Annotated in this window: 15 protein-coding genes, 1 tRNA gene and 2 pseudogenes; 8 read left to right on the top strand and 10 right to left on the bottom strand. The window is 48.2% G+C overall.

Annotation, left to right across the window (positions count from 1 at the left end; genetic code table 11):
- Positions 1-5: 5 nt before the first annotated feature.
- The 4 genes and pseudogenes from JCM23214_RS19765 (at position 6) to JCM23214_RS19750 (ending at position 4,022) form a co-directional block, all read left to right on the top strand.
- A complete protein-coding gene (locus JCM23214_RS19765) occupies positions 6-689 on the top strand; it encodes a CvpA family protein (protein WP_025898537.1) in 684 nt (227 codons plus the stop codon).
- A gap of 19 nt (positions 690-708) precedes the next feature.
- Positions 709-2,162, top strand: a pseudogene (gene purF / locus JCM23214_RS19760) (amidophosphoribosyltransferase).
- 13 nt (positions 2,163-2,175) lie between these two features.
- A complete protein-coding gene (locus JCM23214_RS19755) occupies positions 2,176-2,874 on the top strand; it encodes an SDR family NAD(P)-dependent oxidoreductase (protein WP_037493177.1) in 699 nt (232 codons plus the stop codon).
- 98 nt (positions 2,875-2,972) lie between these two features.
- Complete coding sequence (locus JCM23214_RS19750; protein ID WP_025898536.1) at positions 2,973-4,022, top strand: hypothetical protein; 1,050 nt, start codon at positions 2,973-2,975, stop codon at positions 4,020-4,022.
- A 38-nt stretch (positions 4,023-4,060) separates the two neighbouring features.
- Here the strand turns inward: JCM23214_RS19750 and der are convergent, their stop codons facing one another.
- From der to JCM23214_RS08230, 4 genes are read right to left on the bottom strand one after another with little or no spacing between them, the layout of a single operon-like run.
- The gene (gene der / locus JCM23214_RS08240; RefSeq protein WP_025898535.1) at positions 4,061-5,398 is read right to left on the bottom strand and encodes a ribosome biogenesis GTPase Der; all 1,338 of its coding nucleotides are present in this window, start codon (positions 5,396-5,398) and stop codon (positions 4,061-4,063) included.
- A gap of 8 nt (positions 5,399-5,406) precedes the next feature.
- Positions 5,407-6,372: an outer membrane protein assembly factor BamB family protein gene (locus JCM23214_RS19745; RefSeq protein ID WP_051548095.1), complete on the bottom strand. Its 966-nt coding sequence runs from the start codon at positions 6,370-6,372 to the stop codon at positions 5,407-5,409.
- Complete coding sequence (locus JCM23214_RS22300) at positions 6,303-6,749, bottom strand: hypothetical protein (RefSeq protein ID WP_051548094.1); 447 nt, start codon at positions 6,747-6,749, stop codon at positions 6,303-6,305. The genes JCM23214_RS19745 and JCM23214_RS22300 overlap by 70 nt, the downstream gene beginning before the upstream one ends.
- Positions 6,750-6,791: 42 nt before the next feature.
- Positions 6,792-7,433, bottom strand: coding sequence for a tetratricopeptide repeat protein (locus tag JCM23214_RS08230; protein WP_025898534.1), 642 nt, complete (start codon positions 7,431-7,433; stop codon positions 6,792-6,794).
- Between the two features lie 904 nt (positions 7,434-8,337).
- Between JCM23214_RS08230 and JCM23214_RS23450 the strand changes: the two genes are divergently transcribed.
- A complete protein-coding gene (locus JCM23214_RS23450; RefSeq protein ID WP_159104320.1) occupies positions 8,338-8,508 on the top strand; it encodes a hypothetical protein in 171 nt (56 codons plus the stop codon).
- Positions 8,509-8,681: 173 nt separating this feature from the next.
- On the opposite strand, the gene guaA is transcribed toward JCM23214_RS23450, so the two are convergent.
- Both guaA and JCM23214_RS08210 read right to left on the bottom strand, forming a co-directional pair.
- A complete protein-coding gene (gene guaA, locus JCM23214_RS08215) occupies positions 8,682-10,229 on the bottom strand; it encodes a glutamine-hydrolyzing GMP synthase (protein WP_025898533.1) in 1,548 nt (515 codons plus the stop codon).
- A gap of 101 nt (positions 10,230-10,330) precedes the next feature.
- Positions 10,331-10,813, bottom strand: coding sequence for a tetratricopeptide repeat protein (locus JCM23214_RS08210; RefSeq protein ID WP_025898532.1), 483 nt, complete (start codon positions 10,811-10,813; stop codon positions 10,331-10,333).
- A 183-nt stretch (positions 10,814-10,996) separates the two neighbouring features.
- On the opposite strand from JCM23214_RS08210, the gene JCM23214_RS08205 reads away from it, so the two are divergent.
- Positions 10,997-11,911, top strand: coding sequence for a pirin family protein (locus JCM23214_RS08205; RefSeq protein WP_025898531.1), 915 nt, complete (start codon positions 10,997-10,999; stop codon positions 11,909-11,911).
- 3 nt (positions 11,912-11,914) lie between these two features.
- Here the strand turns inward: JCM23214_RS08205 and JCM23214_RS22295 are convergent, their stop codons facing one another.
- From JCM23214_RS22295 to JCM23214_RS08185, 4 genes and pseudogenes are all read right to left on the bottom strand, one after another.
- Positions 11,915-13,219, bottom strand: coding sequence for an RsmB/NOP family class I SAM-dependent RNA methyltransferase (locus JCM23214_RS22295; RefSeq protein WP_025898530.1), 1,305 nt, complete (start codon positions 13,217-13,219; stop codon positions 11,915-11,917).
- Positions 13,220-13,239: 20 nt separating this feature from the next.
- Positions 13,240-14,702, bottom strand: a pseudogene (gene guaB / locus JCM23214_RS19735) (IMP dehydrogenase).
- Between the two features lie 167 nt (positions 14,703-14,869).
- Positions 14,870-15,586, bottom strand: coding sequence for an RlmE family RNA methyltransferase (locus JCM23214_RS08190; protein WP_025898529.1), 717 nt, complete (start codon positions 15,584-15,586; stop codon positions 14,870-14,872).
- Positions 15,586-16,686 (bottom strand): Ppx/GppA phosphatase family protein, encoded by a 1,101-nt coding sequence (locus JCM23214_RS08185; protein ID WP_199899432.1) that lies wholly within the window; start codon positions 16,684-16,686, stop codon positions 15,586-15,588. Before JCM23214_RS08185 ends, JCM23214_RS08190 begins: the two co-directional genes overlap by 1 nt.
- 228 nt (positions 16,687-16,914) lie before the next feature.
- On the opposite strand from JCM23214_RS08185, the gene JCM23214_RS08180 reads away from it, so the two are divergent.
- Positions 16,915-16,988 (top strand) — tRNA-Gln (locus JCM23214_RS08180).
- Between the two features lie 262 nt (positions 16,989-17,250).
- A complete protein-coding gene (locus tag JCM23214_RS23310; protein ID WP_025898527.1) occupies positions 17,251-17,586 on the top strand; it encodes a hypothetical protein in 336 nt (111 codons plus the stop codon).
- The last annotated feature ends 26 nt before the right edge of the window (positions 17,587-17,612 follow it).

Below are 17,612 nucleotides of genomic sequence, written 5' to 3'. Positions count from 1 at the left end.
AGTTTATGGAAGAACTGCCAATCAATATTACAGATGCAGTTATTTTACTGGTGCTACTGATTTCCGCAGTCTTTGGCTTTATGCGAGGCTTCGTGAAAGAAGTCCTGTCCATAAGTGGCTGGGTCGGAGCCACATTTCTAGCACTTTATCTGTTTCCACTACTCAAGCCCTATACCCGTCAGTATATTGAGAACCTACTTCTGTCCGATATTATTACGGGCGCCGGAATTTTTATTCTCAGTTTGGTCATTATTTCATTTCTGACCCATGCGATATCTGAACGGGTGAAAGCCTCAGCTCTTGGGGCACTGGATCGCAGTCTCGGTATATTTTTTGGAATTGCACGCGCCGTCGTGATTGTCGGCATTGCATGGTTGGTCTTTGTACAGTTTATTCCACCAAACGACCGCCCTACTTATGTTACTGAAGCGAAATTGCTTCCAGTCGCAAGGGCAAGTGGAATTTTCGTTGCACAACTGACACCACCTGACATGCAGGCTAATCTGAAAATCGCAGTGGAAAACGCTGAACAGGGTGCGGGCGCAGCTAAACAGACTTACGAAGCAATTCCTGAAGGATTGCGTAAAGATGTTGAAAAGACTGTAAAAGACGCTATTGAAACACTGGATAAGGGATATGATGAGAAATCCCGCCAGCAACTGGAAAAACTAAGCAAGGGTACCCAGTAAGACTATGACTGAGCAAGACATGGACCTCTTCACCACCCCCTTTGATGATGACAAACTCCACGAAGAATGCGGTGTTTTTGGCATCTATGGTCATGACGAGGCTGCGGCCCTGGCTGCGCTGGGCCTGCACGCCCTGCAACACCGCGGCCAGGAAGCTGCGGGAATAGTCAGTCATGATGGACGCCATTTCCATAGCCACAAAGCCATGGGAAAAGTCGGTGACAGTTTTTCCTCAGAAGAGGTTATCAATAGTCTTAAAGGAAGCGCTGCTGTCGGACATAACAGATATGCGACCACTGGCGGCACTGTTATTCGAAATGTGCAGCCCATTTTTGCCGATCTGGCAAATGGCGGGCTTGCAGTCGCCCATAACGGTAACCTTACCAATGCGGCTACGTTGCGCAAGCAACTGGTCTCGAAGGGAGCATATTCCAGTCGACCATGGACACGGAGGTGATTATTCATCTCGTTGCAAACAGCAAGAAAATCAAGGTTGTAGACCGTATTGTTGATGCAATGCACAAAATAACCGGTGCATATTCACTGGTTGCGCTGACCAGCAAAAAAATGGTCGGTATGCGCGATCCACACGGGGTACGGCCGCTTGTCCTCGGGAAATTGGACAATGCTTATATACTGGCGTCAGAAACTTGTGCGCTTGATATTATCGGCGCCGAATTCATTCGGGATGTCGCACCGGGTGAAGTCATTGTCATCGATGAAAATGGGATGTCATCAAGTCATCCTTTCACTCCACCGGCACCGCGTTTCTGTATTTTTGAACATATTTATTTTGCTCGCCCTGACAGTGTTTTGGAAAACCGGTCGGTGTATGAAGTTCGCAAAGATATCGGTCGCCAACTGGCAATCGAAAACCCGGTTGATGTGGATGCGGTCATACCAGTTCCGGATAGTGGAACCCCTGCGGCGATCGGTTATGCTGAACAGTCTGGTGTTCCCTTTGAGCTCGGGATTATCAGAAATCACTATGTGGGTCGTACCTTTATCGAGCCTACAGACCAAATCCGCCATTTGGGTGTAAAACTTAAACATAATGCCAACCGCGCAATGATTGAAGGTAAACGGGTTGTACTGGTGGATGACAGTATCGTCCGCGGGACAACATCGACCAAGATTGTTCAAATGGTTCGCGAAGCGGGAGCGACAGAGGTTCATATGCGCATCGCAAGTCCCCCCACAACACATTCGTGTTTTTACGGTGTGGACACGCCTTCGCGTCAGAAATTGCTCGCCGCGCAATATGACTTGCATGCGATGTGCAAATTCATAGGGGCTGACAGTCTGAGCTTCATCTCCCTTGACGGTCTCTATAAAGCGATGGGTGAAACGAGCAGGAATGCCGAGCTCCCCCAATATTGTGACGCCTGTTTTACAGGTGATTATCCCATCGATCTGGTGGATAACGACAGCGGCGCAGAAAAAGAACTGACGCTGCTCGCGGAACGATCCTGAACGGATATATAAAATGAAAAGATTTGAGAATAAAACGGCTCTCATTACAGGTGCTTCCCGTGGTATCGGTGCGTCCGTTGCCAAAGCTCTGGCAAAAGAAGGGGCACATGTGATTTTGGTTGCCCGCTCGGTTGGGGGCCTAGAAGAAGTTGATGATGAAATTCAGGCACTGGGCGGACAGGCGACGCTTGTCCCCCTGGATTTGCTTGAACTTAATGCGATCGACAGCCTCGCCGCCCCACTATATGAGCGGTGGAAGAAATTGGATATTCTGGTCGGCGCTGCCGCCACGCTTGGAAAGCTTACGCCGGTTCATCAATATGACCCAAAATTGTGGGAAGATGTCTTCAAACTGAACTTTCATGCCAATTGGCGCCTGCTAAGAGCTCTTGATCCGCTCTTGCGTAATGCTGAACACGGCCGTGCACTTTTTGTAACCGCCAAAGAAGCTAACATGGCCAAGCAATTTTGGGCGGGATATGCGTCTTCAAAAGCGGCTTTGCAGGAAATGGTCCGAACCTATGCTGCCGAAACGGCCAAATCAAACCTGTGTGTCAACCTGATAGAACCCACACCAACTGCGACTAAACTGCGCCTTTCCGCCTATCCCGGTGAAGATCAGTCCAAACTTGCAACCGCGGATGAACAGGCAGCGTTGTTTTTGGACGCGCTGAGCCCGGAATTTAGCAAATCAGGTGAAATTATCCGTTAAAGGCGGGATGAGGGATTTTTATTCCCTCATCCAGTTTTCAGGCGTATTGTGGACTTCCAAATAAAATAAAAACATTCCAACAATGGAAGGATCACAAAATGGCCAATCCCCAGCAAGCTGCCATAAAAGCGCAGGCAGAACTTCATCACGCCTATCTGTTAGGACTCCAGTTAATGGTTGCAACCCGACATGGGGAAAAAACCATGGAGGAATGGATGTTTCGCCTCTTTCATCGGCAGCATCTGGACAAATTCCTGAGCAGCTTTGAAAAACTGGGACTGAGTGGCCTTCCAGATGCTGTGGCGTGCGCCCGCTACCACGTTATTTCCAATTCCATCGGAGGTGTTCCGGTTGAATATATGGAGGAGAGCCCCAAGAAAGCATGGGTTCGTTTTCGCTATCCCCGTTGGATGTATGACGGCCCTACCCTCTGCGGGGTCACCCCCGGAGTTGGTAGAGGGTTTCTGCGGGGCTGGTATGCACATAACGGAATATCCCTCAAAAACCCCAGACTTGGCTATGTCTGTGTGTCAGAGGATGTCACAGGTGAATTTGGCTTCTGCGGATATTTTAAAGAATATGACCATGATCTGAAAGACGAGGAACGCCTGCAATTTTCAAAAGGTGAGCTGCCTCCTCCGTTCGATGCGGATAGCCAACCCGCACCCCCTGCAAGTGACTGGAGCGCGGAACGCCTTGCCAAGGCCAACCGCAACTATGCGATGGAATATGTTCGAAACGGGCTTACAGAACTCTCTCAGGTAATTGGTGAAGAAAGCACATTGGAAATCGGGCAACTAAGCGCCCGCCTTATTGGATTGCAATATTATCCAAAGATTGCCCAATTTATGGAAGCGGCCGATGGCAATTGCATTGATGCCCGCAACTTCCTTATGGACGTCATGATAGGGCTCGGCGATGACGTTTTTGCAACTGATCACGCCACTTTGGATCAGGCTAGTTTTGAACAAACCGGACTTCGGATCTTAAAAGGGTTGGAAGGCAAAGAGAGACAACTCCTGTTCGCATGCTGGCAGGAACTCTGGGTCGGCTGTTTACGCTCCCACAGAGAGATGCTTGATCTGAATGTAGAAAAAATAAACGAAGAAAAAATCGTTTGGCATATTTTCAATAGGCGAAACGGCTAATAAAAAAAGTGGGCTTGCAACCAAACAAGCCCACTCAATTATTTTTTACCATCCACATATGGGTTTTTACCTGTGCGCGGTGAAATCCTGATGGGCACCGCCGGCATATCAAAATCTTCGCGAATACCGTTAATCAAGTACCGAATATAACTTTCCGGCAATTCACCCCGCGATGACATAAACAGGGAAAAGGTTGGTGGGCGCGCTTTCACCTGAGTCATATAACGGACCTTCAAGCGGCGCCCTTTTGCCATCGGTGGTGGATGTTTCTCCAGCATCAGCTCTAACCACCTGTTCAGGCGCGACGTTGAAATACGTGTATTCCAAAGCTCATATACCTTAAGAACCCTTGGCATCAACTTTTCAAGACCTCTACCTGTCAAGGCGGATAAGGTTACAACGGGAACTCCCCTCACCTGTGGGAGAGAAATTTCGAGCTTGTCACGAATATGCTGCAAGACGGCATTCTTATCCTTGACCGTGTCCCATTTATTTACCGCCACAACAAGAGCACGTCCCTCGTTGATCACATGAGATGCAAGTGTAAGGTCCTGTTTTTCAAACGAAATATCAGCATCAATTACAAGGACAACAACTTCAGCGAGCTTGATAACACGCAGACTGTCCGCAACTGAGAGCTTTTCCAGTTTTTTCTGAACTCGCGCCCGTTTTCTAATCCCGGCTGTATCCACCAGTTTGATTTTTTGCCCTTCAAATTCCCATTCGATGGCAATGGCATCACGGGTTACACCCGCCTCTGGTCCTGTTAGCAGCCTGTCCTGACCAATCAACTTGTTCACTAATGTTGATTTTCCTGCATTAGGACGTCCGACAATAGCGAGTTGGATAGGTCGATCCTTGGCTGCGATTTCTTCTACCTGTTCTTTTTCATAGGGAAGTAAAAGGTCAAAAAGCTCGCCCATTCCCTCGCCATGTTCAGCAGAAAGCGGAAGGGGATCGCCAAGACCCAGGGCGTAGGCCTCCCCTAAATCTGCCAACGCATCCTTGCGTTCGCATTTATTGGCAACCAGAATAACTGGCACAGTGGATTTCCGGAGCCAGCTGGCAAAATGCCGATCCATCGGTGAAATTCCGATGCGAGCGTCGTACAGCATTAAAATAACGTCAGCTTCTTCCAGTGCAGCTTCCGTCTGTCGGCGCATCCGTGCTTCGAGACTATCATCAAAAGCTTCTTCAAGCCCGGCAGTATCGATCACTTTGAATTTGAGCGAGCCAATACGCGCATCTCCTTCGCGGCGATCACGCGTCACGCCGGGAGTATCGTCTACAAGTGCCAGCTTTTTTCCGACGAGACGATTAAACAAAGTGGACTTACCCACATTCGGGCGCCCGATGATGGCAACAGTAAATGACATAAGAGTAATTAGCGATACGCAACTAGTTCGGCATCGTCCGTCAAAATAAATAACATGCCTCCGGCTACGATTGGGGCCATAGAAGCAGAGTCAGATAACTCCACTTTACCCAAAATCGTACCGTCGTAAGGCGAAACAGACACCCCAATACCGTAATTGGATAATAAAATCAAACGATCACTGGCCAAAATAGGTCCTGACCAGACAATAACGCCAGTTTTATCTTCCGGATCCTCATATTTTCCAAGCGCCCGAACCCACCGGATTTTGCCCGTTTGTCTCGTCAGGCAAACCAGCTCGCCATCTGTGGTGACGGTAAAAACGAAATCACCGGCAACCCACGGTGTCTGCAGCGAGGCCAGTTCCTGTTCCCACTTTCTCTCGCCTGTGCGCACATCAATCCCGACCATATGTCCGGAAAAACTGGCCGCAATCGCTATCCCACGGTCAATGACAGGGCTACCGTTAATATCGGTCAGTGAGGTCAAAGAACTGGAGCGGCGTTTACGCTGCAACTGATCACTCCAAGCCTGCTCTCCATTATCTGTCCGAAGGGCATAAAGTTCACCTGAAGAAAACGGGACAAGCACAATTCCGTTATCTACGGCAGGTGTTGCTGCTCCCAGCAACCCTGTTACTTCCAGTCCCCCTTCAAAATCCCAGTTGATGTCACCGCTTAAGACATCCAAGGCGTAAAGACGACTATCATAAGTAACCGCAAAGACGGTATTTTCCGCAACTGTTGGCGCGGCGCGCAGTGGGACTTTCAGGCTCTGCTTCCAATACATAGCGCCTGAGGCTGGATCAAGCGCCCAAACATCCCCATAAGAAGTAGTAGCAAAAAGGCGCCCATATTCAATCGCGAGCCCACCACCGATTGTGCCATATTCCTCACCGCGCGGTGTCAGATTGACTTCCCAGATTTTTTTGCCCGTTTTGGCGTTAAAAGCACGAACGTGGCTTTCTGCATCCATAACAAAAATGCGCCCATCTGCAACAATGGCTTCGCCATCAGCCGGGCTTCATCACTGGAGCCTTCGCCAATATCAATACGCCATTGCTCCTGCAATTCACCATCCAATATTAAATGGTGCAAAGCGTGACTTGCGTTGCCATCAGCCTGTGGCCAATTTTCATTTTGATAGGGAGCGGGCAAGCGCACTGTTACATCAGCGAGCTCTTCATCCGGCTCCAACGTTTGTTCCAGCGCCAGAATTGAAATCCGTTCACCAGGTAGTGGCGGCGCTTCTGACTCCCCCAACCAGTCAGGAAGCCACGAGCAGCCAGCTATTGAAACGAGCAATCCCGCCATAGCAACCTGCTTACCAATCAAAACTGCTGTTTTTATCACGCTATTGCCCCGCCCGTTTTTTCTGTGAAAATAGTGTTTGCGCTAGTTACCCAAAGTGCTTAACAGCTGCAACGCGCGGCTTTTAATGCCGTGTGGTGCCGCTGCATCAGTAGATAAAGCTTTGAGAAGCGCCGCTGCCTCTTCCTTCTTTCCATCCTTGAGCGCAGCTAGAGCCAACAGCTCTTGCGCCGAAGCAGACCAAAGGCTGCCGGCCCCTTCCAGATCGGAGACACGAGCGCGAACATCATCAGCCGACCCATTGTCTATCAAATAATATCCGGCCATTATTTTGGCAGCAGCAGTAAACTCTGGTGCGGCCTCACTAGCTGCGAGAGTATCATAAACGGCAACAGCTTCATCGCCTTTACCCGCCGCGATCAATGCACGTGCCTGACTTAACGCCGCAAGGGCAGCATAGCTTTCAGAACCTTCTCCCGCCAACATTGCAAAAGCATCAGAAGCTTCAACATACTTTCCTTCTTGCAACATGCGAGCCGCAGAGAAATATTGATCACCCTGAGTCTGAGCTTGTCCAAGCTGGTAGTTTTTCCATCCGACAACTGCTGCTGTGACGCCAACAATCAAAACGGATGCGCCAATTATATACTTTCCATAGGCTTTCCAGAGCTCAAGGGACTTTTCCTTGCGTACTTCTTCATCTACTTCACTAAAAATATCGGACACGAATAACTCCAGATTGGCTTGAATTTGCGGGATAAAATAAACCGACTGTCATAGGAACGCAAACGCTGTTGTTTTATATGTGCAAAAATGTGGCCTCGATTAGGCAATTGACCTTAAATAAGGTAAATTTACAGTCATCAAATGCCATTTGGGAGTTCAACAATGAGTGAAGGTCAGATTTTGAATTTGGTCGCGTTAATTATGGTTCTGTTTCTGATTGCTCCCGGATTTTTATATTATACCCGGCAGGCGGATCAAAAGCCGCGTTTCGAAATATAGCCATATGGATCATCATCGGCATGCTGGCCGCGATCCTGTATTCGGCATTTGGGGGAAATTTCGACAATTTTCAGTAGATCAGATCCATATCCGAAAAACAGCCTAAATTGACTTTGCCCCCACCAAGGTGCTGAAAACTCGGAATTATGGCGCTATAAATTTCGTCCAAGGGCTATCCCCGGGGCGTGCAAAAGATTTTCAAGAAGATGACAGACCCATGCATTGCTGTCATTTATCCATTTAATCCTCGCGGTGCCAATCCTCATGATTTCGGAAACAGATCGTTTTTCTTAAAGCAAGGCGCCAAAGCAACTGGCGTCCATAATCAACATCCAATATCCGAACGGCGAAACCAATAGAATGATCAGTTTTCGTCCTTGGCATCGTTATGATCAATAAGGGTCTGCTTGTTGTTGATGGAATGCGGAACCCTTATTTTCCGCCTGATCCAGACCATTATTGATAGTGAGGATTATGCCACATTCGACAATTAAATGCAAGTTTTCTAATATCACTAAATTGCCTTATTTCTGCCCTGGAATTAGCCTCACTTCATGTTTACCTTAAATTCAGAAGTTGTTGGTAAACTTCATAATAGTGCAAGTATTTAGCTGGGAGTAAGCTTATGGCCAGCACCTTATTGAGCAAAGAGAAACAGGCAATCGCGCAGAATTTAATTGATACATGTGGATTGCAACGCGCCTTTCACGCAGCCCAACAGTTCGGTTGGCATGACATCGCAACTTCAATCTCGGAAAAACTGGAACAGAATAATTTTCCAAACACCCGTCATTAATACGATATAACGGGCTCAGAGATTTTAATTGCCTCACACATAAGTTTGAGTGTCGCGTTCATTCTTCGAAAAGCGTGCTCCGAACCTTGCAGCATTAATGGGATCAATACGGGCAAGAAACCGCTGAATTGCTCTGCGCAGATTAATTCCAGCTGATTGCCTTTATCGATACCCTACTCCCACTCAATGGTTCCAGGAGGTTTGGAGGTTGTGTCATACACGACGCGATTTATGCCCTGCACCTCGTTGATAATTCGAGTGGATACATGTCCCAAGAAGTCATGGGAGAATGGGTAGTAATCAGCAGTCATGCCATCTGTTGATGTCACTGCCCGCAAGGCGCAAACATAATCATAAGTCCGGTTGTCCCCCATCACACCAACTGTGCGTACAGGTAACAACACAGCGAAAGCCTGCCATATTTCATCATAAAGACCAGCATTGCGAATTTCTTCCAGATAGATCACATCCGCTTTTCGCAAAATATCCAGCCTTTCCCGGCTGAGCTCTCCGGGCACACGAATTGCAAGCCCCGGCCCAGGGAAAGGATGCCGATCAACCAGATCCTTTGACATGCCAAGTTCACGGCCAAGTGCCCGAACCTCGTCCTTGAACAACTCGCGGAACGGCTCCAGCAGTTCAAGGTCCATACGCTCTGGCAATCCGCCCACATTATGATGAGATTTGATTGTCACACTTGGGCCGCCGGAAAAGGATACAGATTCAATGACGTCCGGATAAAGCGTGCCTTGGGCCAGGAATTTTGCTCCGCCAACTTTGTTGGCTTCTTCTTCGAACACATCAATGAAAATTCGGCCAATTGTCTTGCGCTTCACTTCAGGATCAGAAACACCCTCAAGTTCACTCAAAAAAAGCTCTGATGCATCACGATGAATGAGTGGAATATTATAGTGGTCACGAAACAGACTAACGACCTGTTCAGATTCCCCGCTACGCATCAAACCGTTGTCAACATAAACGCAGGTTAGCTGATCACCAATTGCTTCATGAATCAATACGGCTGCAACTGAACTGTCCACCCCGCCAGAAAGTCCGCAGATTACCTTTGCATCACCAACCTTCTCGCGGATAGCTGCAATGGACTGCTCTTTAAAAGCTGCCATAGTCCAATCACCGGCAAGGCCGCAGATTTTATGGACGAAATTCGAAATCAGTAGATGACCTTTTGGAGTGTGAACAACTTCAGGATGGAATTGAACGCCAAAAAATTTCCTCTCTTCATCAGCAATGGCTGCAAAAGGGGCGCCTTTGGAAGTCCCTACCGTTTCAAACCCTTGTGGGATCGCTGTTACAGAGTCACCGTGGCTCATCCAAACCTGATCGCTGGATCCCGCTTCCCAAAATCCTTCAAACAGGCTGCATTCTTTTACGATATTGAATTGGGCACGGCCAAACTCCCGATGCTCAGGTGCTTCGACCTTTCCGCCAAGCTGTGCGCACATGGTTTGCTGACCATAGCAAATGCCAAGGACAGGAATCCCCATTTCAAACACGCGTTCAGGTGCCCGAGGCGTTTCGTCGCCAATAACTGACGCGGGCCCGCCCGACAGTATAATGCCGCTCGGATCGAAACTGTCCAGCTTCGCTGCAGCCGTATTAAAAGGAACGATTTCACTGTACACCCCAGCCTCACGGACGCGGCGCGCAATAAGCTGGGTGACCTGACTTCCAAAGTCGATGATCAGAATGCTATTTTTCATAGACGGTATTTAACGGCAGCGATAGCTAAAGTCCAGCCAGATTCTACACCATTTCGCCATTTTTTGACGCTTCTTTATCAGCGGGCACTTCTCATGCCCTGCTAGCTATTGGCGCCTCGATATTTAGCAATTGCTCTTTGCAGCATTGTGTACTCTGCGCAGCCAAATGTACAGATTTCGTCGAGCTTTTTCAGATGTTCCTCTGCTTTCGCCAGATTATCAGTTTTTAAATAGGCTTCCCCTATATATTCATTGGCCCCTTTATGATTCGGATCAATTGAAAGCGCCTTGTTATAAGCTTCAAAAGCGGCACTGTAATTTCCGGCATTGCGCTCCGCATAGCCGAGGTAATTAAACGCGTCAGCGTTATTGGGGTCTTTTGCAACTACTTTGGAGAATGAGCTGATTGCACCTTCCCAATTTTTCGAGTCGATTTGCTTCTTTCCCATTGCAAAATCTGGATCCGCAGCCTTTTCAACAGCTGACGGGCTAGAGCTGCTGCCCATTGCAAACACCATTTCAGCGTTTAGAAAATGGGTGGCGGCCATCGCATAAAGTACTAATGCCAGACCCTTGAGTTTCATGATCAACCTCGCCCGTTTAGATTAGTTATGTTTAAACTGTATACGTCTTTCACTCTATATGGGATCAAAAATACTGTATCGCAAGTCACTAAGTTTATAGGATTAGCTCCAGCTATGGATTTTAGTGGACAGACGGATCAGACCTCCTATCTGAAATAAAATAGCCGCAGGAGAGATAATTCAATGAGCAATGAAACCGGAAAACTTGAAAGTGAATGCGGTATTTTGAATTCCTGCTCTGCAATTTCAGTTCTGTTACAAGGTAGAGATCGTGATCTTGGAGGGTTTTCAGTCAGAAGACTTCTTCCCAGCCGGCAACACAGGAAAGTCGGTCCTTGGGTCTTTTTCGACCATATGGGGCCTGCCGACTTTAACCCTGGCGACGGCGTAAATGTCAGACCTCACCCTCATATTGGACTGGCTACAGTCACCTATTTATTTGAGGGGGAAATGCTGCATCGGGATTCCCTGGGCACCACACAGGTCATAAGGCCTGGTGAAATTAATCTGATGGCTTCCGGGTCAGGAATTGTTCATTCTGAACGTGAACGCCCGGAAATAAAAAACTCTCACCATAGAGCGCATGGTTTGCAGCTTTGGCTCGCCCTTCCGCGGGACAAAGAAGAAATGCCTCCTGATTTTTTTCACTACAGCGCAAATGACATACCAACCTTATACGCAGAATCAACACAGATTAGGGTCATGATGGGTGAGGCATTTGGCGTAAAATCGCCAGTCATAACCTTTGCTGAGACGCTGTATCTGGAAGCGCAGTTCGAAGCGGAAAATACAATAATACTACCCACAGCGAAGGAGCGCGCAATTTATGTAGTTGCGGGTTCAGCGCAAATAGGAGGCACTGAAATTCAGCAACATTCGATGGCCATTCTTTCTGATCAGGAGGACATAACCCTCACGGCAACAGCCGGAAGTAAAGTTGTGCTGATTGGCGGTGAAGCAATTGAAAAGCGGTACATGGACTGGAATTTTGTTTCAACACGCAAAGAGCGGATCGAACAGGCGAAAGAAGACTGGAAAGCAGGGCGTTTTGCCAAAATTCCTGGGGATGACGCAGACTATATTCCCCTGCCTGATTAACACTCAGGACACGCGACGTAAAATCGCACTATAAAATCCATCTGCGCCAAACTGATCAGGCGTAATTTGCAAGTCCGGCCCTTCTATCGGATACTGCTGCAAACCTGCGCCTTGCCATACCATGGAAACATCAGTTCGTTCAAAATTCGAATGCTCAGACAGAAAAAGATCTATCTGCTCAGCATTTTCTTCCGCGAATATGGAGCAAGTGGCATAGACCAGTTGTCCGCCTACCTTCACGTAATGAGAGGCGTCAGCTAAAATTGTTCGCTGTAGCGTGACATAGTCACTGAACTGTTCCTCAGTCAAAATCCATTTCTGCTCGGGCTGTCGTCGCCAGGTTCCGGATCCTGTGCAGGGTGCATCAACATAAACAAGATCTGCTGCACCCAACAACTTCTCAATCGACGCTTGGTTCTGTTTATCTTCGGAAAGCACATACTGTTCAACAATATCAATCCCGGCGCGTTGACATCGCTCGGCAATATCCTTCATACGCCGCGAATTAATATCAAATGCATAGAGCTTGCCTCTATTTTCCATGGATGCCGCCAAAACCAGCGACTTGCCGCCCCCTCCAGCGCAATAATCTATGACCTTGCTATCGGGTTTGGCCCCAGCAAGTAATGCGGAGATTTGTGCAGCTTCATCCTGAATTTCCAGATAACCCTCTTTATAAAGAGCATTAGCACTTAGGTTTTGTGGCTTTTGCAACCGAATACCTAACGGTGAGATATCAGTCGGTTGCGACGGGATGTCCTGCTTTGCAAGTTTTTCAAGAACGCTATCACGATCTGCCTTAAGCGGATTGACCCGAAGAGTGACTGGTGCCCGATCCGCATAAGCTTTCACAATGCTGGTAAGCTTTGAGTCGTATACACGCTCCAGCCTTGTGAGCATCCATTGCGGAAAATTCTTACGAGCCAGTAGGTGCTCTCTGTTAAAATCAAGTGAGGAATATCCCGTAAATTTGGCGATGTCCGCGTCATCAGGCTCTTGCAGGGCATGCGTTCCTGTAAAATAACCCGCTATTATCTCCGCCAAAGGTAATGCATTAAACACCATCAGAGAAAGAATCGCCCGGTTTCGAGAATTTACCGCGAGATCCAGTTCTTCGAGGAGAAAATCAAGTTCACCGAGCCGGCGCAGGATTTGAAAAAACTGCTCAGTAATCCACCGTCGATCCTTTGATCCCGCATAGCGCCTTGCGCGAAAATATGAACCGACAGACTGCTCTGCCCGCCCGGTGCTGTTAAAACTGATATCAAGCAGTTCAACTACTGCACTTAACCGGGCGGATGGAGTCATTTGAATATCCTGTAGGGCTGTTAGCCTTGACGGTAGTTTGGTGCTTCGCGGGTTATCGCAACATCATGAACGTGACTTTCTTTAAGTCCCGCATTGGTAATACGAACGAAAGACGCATTCTTTTGCAACTCGGGAATTGTCGCATTTCCGGTATAACCCATAGCAGCCTTCAGCCCACCAACGAGTTGATGGATAATTGCATTGGCGGGACCACGATGAGGGACACGCCCTTCTATTCCTTCCGGCACCAGTTTGAGATTATCCGAAACCTCTTCCTGGAAATATCGATCTGCAGAGCCACGGGCCATTGCCCCCAACGAACCCATGCCGCGATAAGATTTAAAGGATCGTCCCTGATAGAGAAATACTTCTCCCGGACTTTCATCTGTACCTGCCAGAAGTGATCCAACCATAGCGCTGCTGGCGCCCCCAGCCAACGCCTTGGCAAGGTCGCCTGATGTTTTTATTCCCCCATCAGCGATAATGGGAATATTTGCTTTTTGAGCCACTTCGGCGGCATCCATTATCGCTGTCAATTGAGGTGTACCGACACCAGCAACAATACGAGTCGTACAGATTGAACCTGGGCCAATCCCAACTTTAACGGCGTCCACACCGGCGTCAATCAAGGCTTTTGTCCCTTCAGACGTCGCCACATTCCCGCCGATTACCTGCACTTCGTTGCTAAGCTTTTTGACTTTTCCAACTGCTTCAAGCACGCGGAGGAATGGCCATGCGCCGTATCCACCACTAGGACGTCAACGCCTGAGTTGATCAATTCCTGGGCTCGCTCAATACCATCATCACCAATGCCGATGGCTGCAGCTGTCCGCAAACGGCCTTGTTTGTCTTTGGAAGCATTCGGGAAAAGGGTCGAGCGTTCAATGTCTTTAACTGTAATCAAGCCAATGCAGCGATATGCATCATCGACGACCAGCAGTTTTTCAATCCGATGTTTGTGCAAGAGGATTTTGGCATCTTCCTGCGTTGCTTCACTTTCCGTCACGGTGACCAGATTATCCCGTGTCATCAACTCATAAACGGCCTGACTTTCATCAGTTGCAAAACGCACATCCCGGTTCGTCAGAATACCGACAAGCTTACCGTTCTTGCGTTCAGTCACGGGAATGCCGGAAATTTTATGAACCTGCATCAGGCGAAGGGCTTCTGATAATGGTGCATCGGGTGATATTGTCAGAGGGTTTACCACCATACCCGCTTCAAACTTCTTGACCCGCTGGACTTCCTGCGCCTGTTCCTCGATAGACAGGTTTTTATGGATAACGCCAATACCGCCAGCCTGCGCCATGGCAATTGCCATCTGGGCCTCGGTAACAGTATCCATAGCACTGGAAATCAACGGGATTCCAAGTTCAATTTTATTTGTCAGTTTTGTCGTAGTTTTGGCTTGTGCCGGTAGAATGTCAGAGGCTGCGGGTTGCAGCAGGACATCGTCAAACGTATAGGCTTCACGGATTTTCATAGCAACTCCTTAAGAATTGCAGCGCAATCATAACGGCAAGTTTTGAAATTCCTAGAGCAAAAATGCAGGACGTAAATTTTTTTGAAATTCACCTAAAAGAACCGGTCGGTCGACTAATTTTAAAGCGGTAAATCTGCTCACTGCGCAATAAAATTACGCCAGTTAAATTAGCCGCGAAAACCGGTCGCGATTACGTAAGCCTCTCGCGAATCCAGGCGGCTTGCGTCAGGCTTTGCGTGACGGACCGTTGCGAAGCTTTTCTTAAGCAGATCAAGGAGATCATTCTCGGTACCACCTTTAAGTACCTTGGCCACAAACACGCCGCCTGGTGCCAGCACATCAATAGCAAAATCCAGTGCCAGTTCACACATATACACAATTCTTAAGTGATCTGTCTGCCGATGACCTGTTGTTGGCGCAGCCATGTCGGATATCACGGCATTGACAGGTCCGCCCAAACGGTCCTTGACCTTTTTGTCCGCATCCTCCGTCGTAAAATCGAGTTGCATGACTTCTGCACCGGCCATGGGTTCCATTTCAAGGATATCGACAGCAAGAACCTGCCCTTTGCCTTTTAAGGCCCCGACACGCTCCACAGCAACCTGCGTCCAGCCGCCAGGTGCCGCCCCAAGATCCACAACGGAATCGCCGGGCTTAAGTAATTTATATTTATCATCGAGTTGCATCAGTTTAAATGCGGCGCGAGACCGTAGACCGCGGTTTTTAGCTTCTACAACCCATGGATCATTCAGTTGCCTCTCAAGCCAAAGCTTTGACGAATATTTCCGGCCGCGTGCAGTTTTCACTTTCGTGTGCAACAGACGTCCTGTTGTCTCACTCGCACCAATACCGGCCTTTTTGCCCTTATTGCCTTTATTCACCATTACATCAACTTCTCTGCTACTTTGGGGGTTAGTTCGGCAGCCTGCTCGATTTCCCTATCGGCATCTTTCATCAAGCCGATCAACAAACCTTCTCTGACGCCGCGGTCCGCAACGCGCAACCTGCGTACGGGCCATGTGTTATACATTGCCTGCACAATTGCGCAACCCGAGACAACCAGATCTGCGCGTTCAACCCCGATGCAAGGCTCCCCCGCCCGTGCGTTATAATCGCTGCTCGCCAAACGGTCACAGATTTTCAGTATTTTGGAAGTCTGCAGCCAAGCACCATCCACGCGGCGCCGATTATATCGTGGCAAGCCAAACAACACACCGGCTAGCGTGGTCACCGTACCGGATGTCCCCAGCATCTGAACTCTGCCCCTTCGAATTTCTTCCCGTATTCGGTATTTTTCTTCGAAGGCTTTCACATGAACGGCCACATCTGCGATCATTCGCTGATAAGCTGTCGGATCCGTCGAGACATCTCCATGCTGTTCAGTCAAAGACACAACACCATAAGGAATTGAGGTCCATCCAACGATCCGGTTTTCACGGTTTCGCCCTAAGCGAAGCCAGACCAACTCTGTACTGCCTCCGCCGATATCAAATACAAGTGCAAACTTGTTGCGATAGTCCAACAGCGGCGCGCATCCGTTGAGCGCGAGCGTTGCTTCTTCCTCCGTCGAGATTATATCCAGCTCAATACCAACTTCAGCGCGGACCCGCTCCAGAAATTCGGTACTGTTTGCTGCTTTTCGGCAGACTTCAGTTGCAACGCAGCGCATGCGGGAGACACCGCGGCGATCCATCTTGTCAGCACAAATGGATAACGCTTCAATGGTGCGATTGATCGCAGCCTCTGAAAGCTGGCCACTCTGGCTCACACCTTCGCCGAGGCGCACAATCCGCGAAAAGCTATCGATCACACGAAAGCTGCGGGACTCAGGCTTTGCGACAAGCAACCGACAATTATTGGTTCCAAGATCTACTGCCCCGTATGTATGGGACCATCTTCCTTTGTTCCATCTCGCCGGTCTTGGCTTTTGTCGATATCTCCGCCTGTTGTCACGTACCTTGCTCGGACTATTTGACACAGTCACTCAAACTGCCCTCCAGGACATAAAGAATTAGCCAATTGGCTGTTTGTAGATAGACTAACAGTTTTCCGAGGAAGTTTTCACAAAAAAATTTGTAAAGTTATCTCAATTGCAGTTTTCCAACGCTCCCGGCCCCGCCAATTTTTTTTAAAACAGGCAATTACCTCATTGACAGCTTTGATCTGAATTGGTAGTGAAGCCGCCTATTCACACGATTGAGTGTGATCCTGCTGGGGAATCGTCTAATGGTAGGACAGCGGACTCTGACTCCGTCAATCCTGGTTCGAGTCCAGGTTCCCCAGCCAAAACTTCAATGCTCTTTTGTACCATCAAACTCAAGCATCAGACATTTTATCTTCCCTCACCTTCATAATTTTTGTACAAATCGCACCTGTTAACTTCAAACTTAATTCTCTCCCCTACCAAGATGTATAGTGCAAGTCGAGTTTGTACGATCCCAAGGAAACTACTCTATTTACTTAGCTCCAGTGCTACTTTGATCAAAGTTCGTGTCGCAATCTAATAACTCGTTCAGTTGTGGCAACGCTTAAATGAAGGTAAACGCAAATGATTGCAGGCATCTCAAGAACCCGTGGGCAGTGGATCACATTCTTTATAGTATTTTTAAGCACGCAGATTTTAGGTTTATCAGGTTATATCGAAGGATATTATGATGCTGATGGCAAGTTAGATTGGCTAACGTACCGATGGAGTTTAAGCACGCTAGCCTATACTGTACTAATGTTGTGCTCTTGGCTGCTCCTTTTAGTTGTTACGTTTAAGGCGCAAGATGAGTTAACTGTAAAAATTTCAGCAAGCATCCTTGGGAGTCTTCCAACTGCACTGTTCTGCTTTATCTTATTAAGTTCACTTCATATATCAGAAATTGTATACACTGGATGATAAGCGTGATACGCCTTATGCCAACA

The sequence above is a fragment of the Sneathiella glossodoripedis JCM 23214 genome, assembly GCF_000616095.1.
Classification (GTDB): domain Bacteria; phylum Pseudomonadota; class Alphaproteobacteria; order Sneathiellales; family Sneathiellaceae; genus Sneathiella; species Sneathiella glossodoripedis.
Note: the sequence above shows the minus strand (reverse complement) of the source record. Positions and strands in the feature narration are given on the sequence as shown.